Origin of the sequence: Cognatundibacterium oligocarboniphilum, from assembly GCF_013377855.1 — a bacterium.
Taxonomy (GTDB): Bacteria; Pseudomonadota; Gammaproteobacteria; order Burkholderiales; family Burkholderiaceae_D; genus Undibacterium; species Undibacterium oligocarboniphilum.
Window position 1 is genome coordinate 1 of record NZ_JABXYJ010000012.1, and the last position, 14097, is coordinate 14097.

The following is a 14097-nucleotide window of genomic DNA, read 5'->3' on the forward strand; positions in this document are numbered from 1 at the left end:
GGCATGGTGGGTAATGAGCAGTTCTTGAAGTAATCGGTGATTATTCTCCGGGACGCATTCCAATGCTCACATCTTGATGTATGATTGAAAATCGGCAGGGAGTTCCCTGCCGATTTGCATATTGACTGGAAAATTGGCCGGCTTGCTGTCATGTGCAGGTGGCATTATTCCTGAGTTTATTTAATTTATTGATTGAGAGATCAACATATGAAGCAACTTCGTTTGTCTCGTATCGCTGTATTGTTGGCAGCGATCGGTTTTGCAGCCGTGCCGGAATTAACAAATATCGCAGCAAATACTGCCTATGCTCAGGAAGCGATGCGTCCGGAAATTGGCCGTATTGTCCAGGCTGCCGGCGAGTTGTATAAATCGAAGAAATATAAAGATGCATTGTCCAAGATTCACGAGGCAGACAATGTCAGCGGTAAGACAGTCAATGAAAATTTCACAATCGAACGGATGCGTCTTTCAATCGCTTCTGCTGCAGGCGATAACGATACGGTGATTCGTTCGGCGGAGGCAATCGTCGCTGCCGCAAAATTGCCATCCAAGGATCAGTTGCAAATGATTCAGGTGCTGGCGAATGCTTATTTTAAAGCAGGCAATTACTCCAAAGCAGCGCAATGGTACAACCGTTATTATGCTGATGGCGGCACCGATCAGTCGCTGCGTCAGTACATGATTCAGGCGATGAATCAGAGTGGTGACGGCGCAAAGGCGATGAAGGAAGTCATGGCTGATCTGGCTGCGGATGAAAAAGCTGGTCGTGCGCCAAGCCTGATTAATCTGGAAACCTATGCCAATGCTGCTCTGAAGCAGAAGGATATGGCCGGTTATACCAGCGCACTGGAAAAAATGGTGGCATACCATGGCAAGAAGGAATACTGGGTCAATCTGCTGAATAATATTGAGCGTAAGCCCGGTTATTCCGAGCGCCTGAAGCTGGATCTGTACCGCTTGAAGCTGGTACTGGGGCAGGTGACCAAAACGTCCGATTATATGGATTCATCATTGATGGCTATTCAGGCAGGTTATCCGGCTGAGGCAGTCAAGATTATCGATGCTGGCTATAAAGCCGGTGCCCTGGGGGCAGGCAATGACGCAGAGCGCCATAAGCGTTTGCGTGATATGGCTGCCAAAGCATTGGATGAGGCCAATAAAGGCGCCGCCGCCGCCGAAGCAGATGCGAAGCAGAGTAAGGACGGCAGCAACCTCGTGAATCTGGGTTTTGCTGCAGCGGCTGCAGGCAAGGCAGATCAGGGTATCGCGATGATGGAAGAAGGCATCAAGAAGGACAGCCTCAAGCATCCTGAAGACGCTAAACTGCATCTGGGTATTGCGCAATTACAGGCAGGTAAAAAAGCGAATGCGATCAAAACATTCCGTACGGTGCAGGGTAATGATGGTACTGCTGATCTGGCGCGTTACTGGATCATCTATGCAAATCAGTCAGGCAAATAAGCTGGCATCAGCTGATATCGCTAATGAGATCAGACAATAAAAAAGGGCGCTTCCGGCGTCCTTTTTTTATTGTCTGATCCTGATTTCTGCTGAGAATTACACCGTGATTCAGAACGTATCAACAGGTGCGTACAATTTTAGCCGTGGCGTTTTTTACCGCCACGTGTATTGACTGCGAGGGTTTTTGCCGGACGGGCGTGGAAATTGTGTGCCGGCGTTTTCTGATGTGCGGCGACGGCGGTATGACGCGACTTCGCCAGCACCGGTACCTGAATATGCAAGGTCTGGCCCGGATTCAGATTGTCGCGTTTCAGGTTGTTCCAGCCTTTCAGATCAGCGACAGTGACATGATAACGGCGGGCGATACTGTTCAGATTATCCTGTTTGCTGACCTTGTGATTCAGCTGACGGGTTGCAACGCCTTTTTCGATGATGATCTGTGCTTTTTCGGCTATCTCCGGAGAGATATCCTGATCCGGAGTCTTGCTGGATTTGGGAATCAGGATCGTTGAACCTGCCTTGACCAGCATTTTGGCCGGGATCAGATTCACTTCACGGATAAATTCTGGTTTCTGCCCCAGTTTTTGCGACAGGGATTCCACCTTTTCAGTTCTCGGAACCGTGTAGGTCGCCCATGAGGACAATGGCCCTTGCCATTTGCTGAGGTTTTCTTTGTACAGATTGGCATTGTCTGCCGGTAACAGGATTTTAGTATTGCTGTCGCCGGTGATGACCGGGCGATTAAATTGCGGGTTCAGGGCTGTGAATTCCTCCATCGACAATTCCGCAAGCTGTGCCGCAACACGTACATCAATATCCCGGGTTTTTTCTACCGTGACGAAATAAGGCTGGTTTTCCAGCGCCGGTAGGGAAATATTAAATTGTTCAGGATGCGCAATAATATTTTTAACGGCCTGTAATTTGGGAAAATAGTTACGGGTTTCCTGCGGCATCAGTCCCGACATGCTGTCAAAATCGATCGGCAAACCCTGTGCCTGCTGCTTTTTGATCGCGCGTTGTACGGAGCCTTCACCCCAGTTATACGCCGCCAGCGCCAGTTGCCAGTCTCCGAAGATGCCATACAGGCGTTCCAGATAATTCAACGCAGCATCTGTGGAATCCAGAATGCCGCGGCGATCATCTTTGAACATACTTTGCTTCAGATTGAAATCCTTGCCGGTTGCTGCCATGAATTGCCACATGCCGCTGGCTTTTGCCGTTGAAATGGCTTGTGGGTTAAATGCAGATTCGATAAAAGGCAGCAAGGCGAGCTCGGTCGGCATCCCGCGCTTTTCCAGCTCTTCCACCACGTGGTACAGGTAGCGGGAACCGCGCTGTACGGTCCTGAGAATGTAATCAGTCCGGGTGCTGTACCAGGTCAGCTGGTTGTCAACCTGCTTATTGTTCAGATCAGGAATCGCGTACCCGGCCCGGATTCTTTCCCATAAATCTGCTTCCTGATTGGTATAGACAAAGGAAGCCGGTTCGCTGGAACTGGTACCAGTGAGGGCAGAAGAAACAGGGGAGGTGGAAATTTTACTGATGTCAGGACGGGTATTCATGCCGTTTAATGCAGGCGCATCGGCATAACTCAGTGAGGGCAGGGTCCAGCAGCACAGCATGGATGCAATAACGGGACAAAGTCGGGAACGTAATCGTTTCATAGGCAGAAGGCGTTTGCCGACCTGTGTCGACGTTAATGACAGTATCACGAGAGTGTACGCAAGGGCAGAAGATCGCGTCAAGCAGAAACTTCTCCTGATCTGAGGGTAAGTGATGCTGAACAGCATGTATCTGTCAGTCTGGGGTAATCTGGCCGGAGTCGGGGTTATACGCCGGAATAATCCTGTGCCAATACCGAAACTTTGTCCTACAATGCGGTTTTATTGATATTAGTGGAATAACAATATGCTGCATCGTTACAGATCATGGGTGCTGGGCATTGGAATGTCTTGTTGTGTGGTGTGTCCTGCACCGGCAGGTATTGTCCTGATTGAACATGCTGATGGTTATACGCTGAACCGGAAACAGCAACTGGTGCAGTTTGATGCCATGGCTTTTGATGAGCAGGGGAAAGTCCGCGCAGTCGGTCATGCGCGTGCATTACGCAAACAGTTTCCCGCTGCTTCGCATATTGATCTGCAGGGAAAAACCGTCTTGCCAGGTCTGATTGATGCGCACGGCCATATCATGGGGCTGGGGATAAGCGCACTGCAACTGGCGCTGCGCAGCACGGAAGATTTGCCACAGGCGCAACGGGTGATCGCTGACTATGCAGCCCGTTTTCCGCAGAAACAATGGATTTTAGGCGGTGAATGGAATCAGGCTAACTGGAAGCTGGAGCGCTTTCCGTCGGCTCAGGATATTGATGCCGTTGTCCGTGACCGGCCGGTCTGGCTGAGTCGGGTGGATGGACATGCGGCCTGGGCCAACAGCAAGGCGATGCAACTGGCGGGAATCAGCCGTGAAACTCCGGATCCGGCTGGCGGAAAAATCGAACGGGATACCTATGGCAACCCGACTGGCATTTTTATCGATAGCGCCATGGAGCTGATCGATCGGGTATTGCCTGTGGCCACAGAGGCGGAAAACCTGCAGGCGCTGGATACGGCGCTGCAGATAATCCGTCAGGCAGGATTGACCAGTGTGCATGATGCCGGTGTTTCCGCGCCGGCGGATCATCTGTTCCGGGAATATGCAAAGACGGGCCGCCTGACCGTCCGTGTCTACGGCATGATCGCCGGTGTCGGGGAGTTTTTTGACAGTGTTGTTGTGGATGGGCCGTTCAACGGTGACGCAGACCGCTATACACTGCGTGCCGTGAAGCTGTTTGCCGATGGTGCTCTGGGCAGCCGTGGTGCGGCATTGCTCGCGCCTTACAGTGATGCGCCGCAGGTTTCCGGGCTGTTGTTCAAGTCGCAGCAGGAAATGAATGCGATGGTGCGCAAAGCCGCAGAGCAACATTATCAGGTGAATGTCCATGCGATCGGCGATGCCGGGAACCGGCAGATACTCAATGCTTTCGCTGTCTTGCCAGCCTCACTGCGAACGGAGTTGCGTCATCGTATTGAACATGCGCAGGTGGTCTCGCTGGAAGATATTCCCCGTTTCCGGACTCTGGGCATTATTCCTTCAATGCAGCCAACCCATGCCACATCCGATATGAATATGGCTGAAAGCCGGGTCGGGTCGCAGCGCATCCGTGGTGCTTATGCGTGGCGCAGGTTTTTGCAGCAAGGGTCGCGCATTGCATGCGGCTCTGATTTTCCGGTGGAGTCACCCAACCCGTTCTGGGGCATGTATGCCGCTGTGACACGACAGGATATGCAGGGGCAGCCACGCAACGGCTGGTATCCCGGGCAGGCAATGACGATGAAGGAAGCATTCCGCTGCTTCACGCTGGATGCGGCGTATGCGGCACATCAGGAAAACATCCTGGGCAGTCTGGAGACCGGAAAATGGGCCGATTTCATTGTGATTGACCGTAACATTTTCCGTATCCCGGCACAGCAGATTTTCCAGACCCAGGTTCTGGAAACCTGGGTGGCAGGGCAGCGCGTGTACCGTGCCGGAGCCAGCACTGCCGCAAGTGTTGACGTATCCGGCATCAGATAACGCCGGCCCCTGAAGCGGGAACAGGCAGCAGTGCAGGGGATATGCTGTCTGCCTGTTTCTGGTTGGCTGGTTTTGCAGCTTATGGGGTGGTAGGCTGTTCCTGCGTATCCAGATTAAACTGCAGCGCTGCCAGTCTGGCATAAACGCCATTCTGTTCGACCAGCGTGGCATGGTTGCCGGTTTCAACGATTTTTCCGTGTTCCATCACAATGATGCGGTCGGCCCGTTGCACCGTCGCCAGCCGGTGGGCAATGATCAGCGTGGTCCTGCCTTGCATCGCCACTTCGAGTGCGCCCTGCACCAGCCGTTCCGACTCGGCATCCAGTGCGCTGGTGGCTTCGTCCAGCAATAACAGCGGCGGGTTTTTCAGCAGGGCACGGGCAATGGCAATCCGCTGTCGCTGGCCGCCGGATAAACGCACGCCGCGTTCTCCCAGAAACGAGGCATAGCCTTCAGGCAGCCGCTCGATGAATTCATGGGCTGCTGCCAGTCTTGCGGCCTGCATGACTTCGGCATCGGTGGCTTCCGGTTTGCCATAACGGATATTTTCCATCGCATTGGCAGAAAAAATCACCGTGTCCTGCGGGACAATGCCGATGGCTTGCCGCAGGTCATGCAGGTGCAGATCGCGTATTGGTACACCATCGAGCCGGATAACTCCGCTTTGCGGATCGTAAAAACGCAACAGCAGTTGAAACAGGCTGGTTTTTCCCGCACCGGAGGCGCCGACAATCGCAACAGTCTGGCCTGCGGCTACCTCCAGTGTCAGATCGGCAACGGACAGGGTTCCCGGACGGGAGGGATAAGAAAAACTGACGGCTTCCAGCGAGAGTCTGGCGCCGCCTGCCGACTGGCTGCTGCGTGCCGGCAGCATCGCAGGATGTGCCGGATTCTGAATCGGTGAATGCGCAGCCAGCAGCTCCAGCAGACGTTCGGTGGCACCTGCAGCACGCTGGGCGTCGCCCATGACTTCAGACAGGGCACCCAGCGCTCCGGCAACAATCGATGCGTACAGGATAAATTGCCCCAGCTGGCCGCCGCTCATACGTCCATCCATCACCGCGTTCGCTCCCAGCCACAGCACAAATACAATGGCGCCGAATACCAGCAGAATCGCCATCATGGTCAGCAGAGAGCGGGCGCGGATGCGGCGCATGGCTGTGCCGAAGGCATTTTCTACAAAACCAGAAAAACGACGGGCTTCAATCTGTTCATGCGTGTATGCCTGCACTGTCGGCATGGCATTCAGAATTTCTCCTGCGATGGCTGAGGCATCGGCAATCTTGTCCTGTGAATCGCGAGACAGTTGCCGCACACGCCGGCCGAACAGGATGATCGGCAGCACCACCATCGCCAGCATCACGATAATCAGAATCGACAGCTTGACGCTGGTGACAAACAGCATGATCAGTCCGCCGCTCATCAGCAGCAGATTGCGCAATGCCATCGAAATACTGGTACCGACCACGGTCTGGATCAGCGTGGTGTCGGTGGTCAGGCGCGACAGCACTTCGCCGGTTTGCGTGGTTTCAAAAAATTGCGGGCTTTGTGTCACCACATGGGAATACACTGCATTACGGATGTCGGCGGTGACGCGCTCTCCCAGCCAGGACACCATGTAAAAACGGGCTGCGGTGGCGATACCGAGAATCGTTGCCACACCAAACAGCGCGAGGAAGGTCAGATTCACATCATGGATCTGGCGGTCGCCGGAGCTGCCAAAACCAAGATCAATCATTTGCCGGAAAGCCGCAGGAATCGCCAGCGTCGCACTGGCGGCAATCAGCAGTGCGATACCGGCATATATAAACTGCCGGCGGTAAGGGCGCAGAAAGGGCAGCAGTCCCCGTAACGTCTGCAGACTGCTGCGCTGAGTGGAGGGTTCGGAGTTGGGCATAAAGAAAATGGTTGAGTGAATAGAAAATAGAAAAGACCTTGCTGGCAGCAGGCAAAGCAAAACAATTCAAATGACGCCAATAAGACAAAAGAACGCAGCAGGACGTACAGCAGAAAAAGACAGCTTCGCCTACATGATGACCTGAATCGGAAAATCAAGCAGGGAATGCGATAATCCCTGCCTCTTTATGTAACGTAATGTGTGAAACGGCGTCAACAGCCGTGCCACTCTTTACGTTATGTCATCACCCCTTCCGTTGAAAGTGATTGTATGCCCGCCATAGCTGACCAGATGCCTGTCTTACTGACTACCTCATCAACTGCCAGGGAGTTGCTTCAGCGCGCCTGTCGTCTGGTGTCGTTCCTGTTGTTGTTGCCGCTGATGGCTTGCCAGAGCACCATCAGCCGGATGAATGACTGTCAGACCGGTGACTGGAATTTTATCGGTAACAAAGATGGTTCAGATGGACTGCATCGTAATTATGAAGAGCGCAGGCAATTCTGTTCTTCGGTGGACAGCAGTAAGATCCGGCCTGAATCGGCGCAGCAGTATGAGCAGGGCTGGCAGCAGGGTAATCAGCAATTCTGGTACCGGCTGGGGCGGACGGACGGGCGCAATGCGCTGGCGCTCAGCTATTACCAGCAGCAGGTGCAGTCAGACCAGATTCGTCAGAAAGAAACGCCGCTGAATCAGGCGGCTTATGAGCAGGGCTGGCAGCTCGGTAATGCCGATTACTGGCAGCAGAGCGGCCATCAGGAAGGGTTGGCAGGGCGCAAGGCCGACGAAGAGGGCGCACGTCGTCTGCCGGGTGCCCCGGAAGTATTCCGTGCCGATGCTTACCGTCAGGGGTGGAGCGAGGGTAATTACGCCTACTGGCAGCAGCTCGGCTATCAGGACGCGCATCAGGGGATTCCGGACAGCACTCTGGGCGTCCATGTGAAAGCGGCACAGAGTCGTGACCTGCTGGTGCTGGAAGATGCCTACCATACTGGCTGGAACCGTGAAATCACCGAATACTGGAAGCGGCTGGCATGGGATGACGCCGTCAATGGACGTGATATCTACATGCGGCGCGATGATGCAAAGCGGCGCGGTCTCAGGCTGGATGAAGCGGCCTACCGCCAGCAATGGGAGCAGCGCCTGATGCAATACTGGACCGAGGCTGGCACCGCAGACGGTTATGGCAAACCATTCATGCTGGAGCAGCGGATGAGCAATGCCCGCAACGAACAGGTATTTGTGATTGCCCAGACCCGCGACCTCTATACTCAGGCATGGAACCGTCAGAACGCTGCCTATTGCACCTTGGAAAACGCATTCAACTGGGGAAGAACCAATCAGCCGATGGCGATCGAAGTTTGCCAGCAGCCTTTGCAATATCGCTTGCAGCGTGCGCTGACGGCGGGCCGCGATGTAGAAGAAATCCGTCGCCGTCAGGCGTTCAACCATCGCGAGCTGGATGAGCAACGCGACCGTTTGCGCGATGTTGAGCGTCGCTTAGCCCGTCTGGAAGCAGAAATGCAGCGTAACCGCGACGACAAGAACCGGCCAAACACACCTGAAAACACAAATACCGATCGTCGCAATGAGCGCGACCGCAGCGATCTGCGTGATCAGTGGCAATTCCTCCGTTACCGCATTGACGATCTGCAAAACCGGGAATACCGCTATCAGCAGGATATGGAGCAGATACAGCGCGATGCCCTGCGCTGACGAGACGGCTTGACAAAACTTCAGCCTGCTTGCTTGCCTGGCTGGCTTATTCAACTTGCTTATTTAAACAGCTTATTCAAACTACTGATTGAAGCTGCACAGCAACCTGTCCATGCCAAAAAATGTTGAAGCAGCATACTCCCCCCATATTTTATAAAAAACAGCCTGATGCTTAGATGGTTAAAGGCTGTTTTCAGATACTGAAGGGGAGTATATTCTTAATGCAATGTATTCCCTGTTCCCGCTGCGTGACTGGCGAACCGCATCACAGCTTGCCGGCGCAGGCTGTTGGGTACAAAAAGCGGTGTTTTGCCACATGTTCCACTTTCACCCGACTTCACCAAATATTTGGTTTTGAATATATCCAAGCTCAGTCAAGCCTTATATAATCCTGCTACTTGATCGGGAGAGAGCAGCAACGCGCTGCCGCCGAAGGGGCTAATACCCAACAAACTCTCAGGCAAAAGGACCGATCAACTGGGGAGTTGATATACACCCCACACTCTGGAGAGTGGTAGCGGCGGCGCAAGCCAGCCGGACTACCCACCGAAGGTGCGCACGGGATGGCAAACATCGTTGCTCCCGTAATCTCTCAGGTACCAGGACAGAGGGGTCTGCGATTTTTTCGCACGCGACGGATATGGTTCGTCGATGTGCGTTTGTTCGTCCCTTCTAATCTGGTAATGAGGTTCTCATGACGCAAGCAGCGACATCACTCAAGGCAACTCCCCTTAACGCAGCGCACCGTGCTGCTGGCGCAAAAATGGTCGATTTCGGCGGTTGGGATATGCCGGTCAACTACGGTTCACAAATCGAAGAGCATCACGCCGTGCGCAGCGATTGCGGCATGTTCGATGTGTCTCACATGTGCGTCGTGGATCTGAAAGGCGACAATGCACGCAGCTTCCTGCGTGGTCTGGTTGCGAATAATGTCGATAAACTGCAGGTGCCCGGTAAGGCGCTGTATTCCTGCATGCTGAAACCCGAAGGCACGGTCATCGACGATCTGATCATCTATTTTTTTGCTGAAAACTGGTTCCGTCTGGTGGTCAATGCCGGCACTGCCGAAAAAGACATCGCCTGGATGAATGCCCGAAATGCGGAGACAGGTGCCGGCCTCACGATCACGCAACGCCGTGACGGTGCAGACGCGTTTGCGCTGGTCGCCGTGCAAGGTCCGAATGCGCGCGCCAAAGCCTGGGAAGTGCTGCCAGAAACCAAGACCGCCAGTGCAGAAATCAAACCATTTAATGCCGTGATTGTGGCCGACACCGCCTTCGGTGAAATCATGGTGGCGCGTACCGGCTATACCGGCGAAGACGGTTTTGAAATCGCCGTTGCTGCAAATCGTGTGAACGATCTCTGGAATGCACTGGCCGCTGCCGGTGTCAAACCTGCTGGTCTTGGTGCACGCGACACGCTGCGTCTGGAAGCTGGTATGAATCTGTACGGTCAGGATATGGATGAAAGTGTGAATCCGCTTGACGCAGGTCTGGCATGGACGATTGATCTGGTCAGTGAACGCGATTTCGTTGGCAAGCAAGCCCTGCAGCAGCAAGGTCAGAAAGCACAATTCCTCGGCCTGATTCTGCGTGAAAAAGGCGGCATTCTGCGCGCACATCAGCAAGTTGTCACTGCACAGGGCGAAGGCGAAATCACCAGCGGCACATTCAGCCCGACCATGCAACAAGCCATCGCATTGGCACGCTTGCCGATGGGCGTGGCGATTGGCGATACCGTACAGGTCGTGATCCGCGACAAGCAACTGGCGGCAACGGTTGTCAAATTGCCGTTTGTGCGTAACGGTAAAGTTCTGGTCGCTTAATTTCCGGTATTAGCAACAGTATCAACAGCAGATGCAGCATAAGTAGCAGACGCAGGCAGCGTAATAGCATCTTTTTATCTCAGAAAAATTTAAACAAATTCTTATTGATTATTTGGAGTCCATCATGAATGTACCAGCAGATCTGAAATACACTTCCTCCCACGAATGGGTACGCGCAGAAGCAGACGGCACGCTGACTGTCGGCATCACCGAATTTGCACAGGATGCACTGGGTGATATCGTTTTCGTTGACTTGCCAAAAATCGGCACTACACTCGCTGCCGGTAAAGACTGTGCCGTTGTTGAGTCCGTCAAGGCGGCTGGCGACATCTACGCGCCAGTCAGTGGCGAAGTTGTTGCTATCAACGAGGCATTGGCCGATGCGCCGGAATCGATCAACAGCGACGCCTTCGGTGCATGGCTGTTTAAGCTCAAGCCAGCGAATCCGGCTGAGCTGGATGGTCTGCTGAGCGCCGACGCTTACGCACAGAACATCGGCTAATACAACCGTCTTCATTGCCTCATCCGGTCCGGCAGACAATTGCCGGTACAGATGCCGGAGCAGCACTGCTCCGCATCCACCGAATGCGTTCTTTTCGCCATTACTCGTATTCTCGCCACTGACCTATCATGACCCGTCCTTCACTGACTCAACTGGAAGCGCATGACGCTTTCATTTCCCGCCATATCGCCCCATCCGACGCTGAACAAGCGAAGATGCTGGCTGTGCTTGGCTATGCTGACCGCAATGCGCTGATTGATGCGATCGTGCCTGCCAATATCCGCCGCCATGATGTTTTGCCGTTGGCTGGATTTACCGCAGCGAAATCCGAACCGGAAGCGCTGGCGCAACTGAAAGCCATCGCTGGTAAAAACCAGGTGCTGAAATCCCTGATTGGTCAGGGCTATTACAACACCCACACGCCGGGTGTCATTCTGCGCAATATCTTTGAAAACCCAGCCTGGTACACCGCTTATACGCCTTACCAGCCAGAGATTTCTCAAGGTCGTCTGGAAGCAATGCTGAATTTCCAGACCATGATCACCGACCTGACCGCAATGGATATCGCCAATGCCTCGATGCTGGATGAAGGCACCGCCGCTGCCGAAGCGATGACGCTGATCCAGCGTGTCGGCAAATCCAATTCCAATGTGTTTTATGTTGCCGCCGATGTCTTGCCGCAAACCCGCGAAATCATCGAAACCCGCGCTGAACCGCTGGGCATCGAAGTCCGTACCTGCCACAGCAGCGATGCACTGAACAATGATTGCTTCGGCGTGCTGTTGCAATATCCGGGCGCGAATGGCGATATCCGTGATTACCGCGAATACGCTGCTGCCATCCACGCTAAAGGCGCTATGGTGATTGCCGCTGCCGATCTGCTGGCACTGACATTGCTGACACCGCCGGGTGAGTGGGGTGCTGATGTGGTGGTTGGCAACAGCCAGCGTTTTGGCGTACCGCTGGGATTCGGCGGCCCGCACGCAGGCTATATGTCCACCCGCGATGCATTCAAGCGCAGCATGCCTGGTCGTCTGGTTGGCGTGACCATTGATGCACAGGGCAATTCTGCTTACCGTCTGGCATTGCAAACCCGTGAGCAACACATCCGCCGCGAAAAAGCGACGTCCAACATCTGTACTGCACAGGTGCTACTGGCAGTGATGGCATCCATGTATGCCGTATATCACGGCCCTGATGGCTTGCGCCGTATCGCGCAACGTGTACAGCGTCTGACTGCAGTGTTGGCGGCAGGTCTGCAACAGATGGGCCTTACACTGGCGAACAGCACGTATTTTGATACGCTGACGGTGAATGTCGCTGATGCAGCCGCAGTGCATGCAGCAGCAACGGCACAAGGCTATAACCTGCGCCAGATCAGCGCGACGCAAGTCGGTATCTCATTCGACGAAACTGTGACGCGTGAGGACGTGGTGAACGTCTGGAGCATGTTTGCTCAAGGTAAAGCAACGCCGGATTTCAATGCGGTTGAAGTTACTGTCAGCGATGCAGTGCCAGCCACACTGGTTCGCAGCAGCGCTTTCCTGACTCATCCGACTTTCAGCCGCTACCATGCTGAACATGAAATGCTGCGTTACCTGCGTAGTCTGGCTGACAAGGATCTGGCACTTGATCGCAGCATGATTCCGCTTGGTTCCTGCACCATGAAGCTGAATGCCACGTCGGAAATGATTCCCGTCACCTGGCCGGAATTTTCTAATATTCACCCATTCGCACCGCAAGATCAGACGCTGGGTTACCGCGAAATGATTGACCAGCTCGAAGCCATGCTGTGTGCAGCGACTGGCTATGCGGCTGTTTCCCTGCAACCGAATGCCGGTTCACAAGGCGAATATGCTGGCTTGCTGGTGATCCGCAAATACCATGAGTCCCGTGGCGAAGGTCATCGCAATATCTGCCTGATTCCATCATCTGCACACGGTACCAATCCGGCATCGGCAGCGATGGTCGGTATGGAAGTTGTGGTCGTTGCCTGTGATGAACGCGGTAACGTCGATCTGGTTGATCTGGCTGCCAAGGCAGAAAAACACAGCGCCAATCTGGCAGCGATCATGGTGACTTACCCATCGACCCATGGCGTATTTGAAGAAGGCATTCAGCAATTGTGCGAAATCGTACATAGTCACGGTGGTCAGGTCTATGTTGACGGCGCTAATATGAACGCGCTGGTTGGTGTGGCCGCACCGGGGCAATTTGGCGGCGACGTCAGCCATCTGAATCTGCACAAAACTTTCTGTATTCCTCACGGTGGTGGCGGTCCGGGTGTTGGCCCGGTGGCAGTCGGTGCGCATCTGGCAAAATTTTTACCGAATCAGAAATCGACTGGCTATGTGCGTGGTGAAGACGGTATTTCTGCTGTCAGCGCAGCACCGTTTGGCTCGGCATCGATTTTGCCGATCTCGTGGATGTATATCGCGATGATGGGGGCAGAAGGATTGAAAGCCGCAACAGAAACTGCAATTCTGGCAGCGAACTACATCGCCAAACGCCTTGCTCCGCATTATCCGGTGCTGTATTCCGGTCATGACGGTCTGGTGGCGCATGAGTGCATTCTGGATTTGCGTCCTTTATCTGATGCGACAGGTATTTCGAATGAAGACGTGGCAAAGCGCCTCATTGACTTCGGTTTCCACGCACCTACCATGAGCTTCCCGGTTCCCGGCACCTTGATGATTGAGCCGACCGAGAGCGAATCGCTGGCAGAGCTGGATCGTTTTATCGATGCGATGATTGCGATTCGTGAAGAAATCGCCAAAGTGGCGAGTGGTGAATTCGATGCGAAAGACAATCCATTGAAAAACGCACCGCATACCATGCAGGCATTGCTGTCCGCCGAATGGAACCGTCCGTACAGCCGCGAAGCAGCAGCGTATCCGGTCGCCAGCCTGCGTCACCAGAAGTACTGGGTACCAGTAGGTCGCGCTGATAACGTGTATGGCGACCGCAATCTGTTCTGCTCTTGCGTACCGCTGTCGGATTATCAGTAACTGTTTGTTTTGCTGAATTTTTCGCCGGTTTCACGACGTTGAATTCAGCAGATCTGTCAAAAGGATGCCCGCAGAC

Annotated in this window: 8 protein-coding genes and 2 riboswitches; of the genes, 6 read left to right on the forward strand and 2 right to left on the reverse strand. The window is 54.0% G+C overall.

Going from position 1 to position 14097, the window contains the following annotated elements:
- The first annotated feature begins 207 nt into the window (after positions 1-207).
- A complete protein-coding gene (locus HV832_RS15675) occupies positions 208-1461 on the forward strand; it encodes a tetratricopeptide repeat protein (protein WP_176804795.1) in 1254 nt (417 codons plus the stop codon).
- Positions 1462-1598: 137 nt separating this feature from the next.
- On the opposite strand, the gene HV832_RS15680 is transcribed toward HV832_RS15675, so the two are convergent.
- Positions 1599-3125 carry a transglycosylase SLT domain-containing protein gene (locus tag HV832_RS15680; protein WP_223827323.1) on the reverse strand — a complete coding sequence of 509 codons (1527 nt, stop codon included), beginning with the start codon at positions 3123-3125 and terminating at the stop codon, positions 1599-1601.
- A 244-nt stretch (positions 3126-3369) separates the two neighbouring features.
- On the opposite strand from HV832_RS15680, the gene HV832_RS15685 reads away from it, so the two are divergent.
- On the forward strand, positions 3370-5076 hold the full coding sequence (locus HV832_RS15685; protein ID WP_176804796.1) for an amidohydrolase: 1707 nt from the start codon (positions 3370-3372) through the stop codon (positions 5074-5076).
- Between the two features lie 79 nt (positions 5077-5155).
- Here HV832_RS15685 and HV832_RS15690 read toward each other — a convergent pair whose 3' ends face one another.
- On the reverse strand, positions 5156-6973 hold the full coding sequence (locus HV832_RS15690; protein WP_176804797.1) for an ABC transporter transmembrane domain-containing protein: 1818 nt from the start codon (positions 6971-6973) through the stop codon (positions 5156-5158).
- Between the two features lie 270 nt (positions 6974-7243).
- Between HV832_RS15690 and HV832_RS15695 the strand changes: the two genes are divergently transcribed.
- The 4 genes from HV832_RS15695 (at position 7244) to gcvP (ending at position 14021) form a co-directional block, all read left to right on the forward strand.
- Positions 7244-8686, forward strand: a complete 1443-nt coding sequence (locus HV832_RS15695; RefSeq protein WP_176804798.1) for a DUF2799 domain-containing protein — start codon at positions 7244-7246, stop codon at positions 8684-8686.
- 393 nt (positions 8687-9079) lie between these two features.
- Positions 9080-9168, forward strand: a riboswitch (glycine riboswitch).
- A 12-nt stretch (positions 9169-9180) separates the two neighbouring features.
- Positions 9181-9304, forward strand: a riboswitch (glycine riboswitch).
- A gap of 76 nt (positions 9305-9380) precedes the next feature.
- Positions 9381-10511: a glycine cleavage system aminomethyltransferase GcvT gene (gene gcvT, locus HV832_RS15700; protein WP_176804799.1), complete on the forward strand. Its 1131-nt coding sequence runs from the start codon at positions 9381-9383 to the stop codon at positions 10509-10511.
- Positions 10512-10635: 124 nt separating this feature from the next.
- Positions 10636-11013, forward strand: a complete 378-nt coding sequence (gcvH, locus tag HV832_RS15705) for a glycine cleavage system protein GcvH (RefSeq protein WP_176804800.1) — start codon at positions 10636-10638, stop codon at positions 11011-11013.
- 128 nt (positions 11014-11141) lie between these two features.
- Positions 11142-14021, forward strand: coding sequence for an aminomethyl-transferring glycine dehydrogenase (gcvP, locus tag HV832_RS15710; protein ID WP_176804801.1), 2880 nt, complete (start codon positions 11142-11144; stop codon positions 14019-14021).
- Positions 14022-14097: the final 76 nt, after the last annotated feature.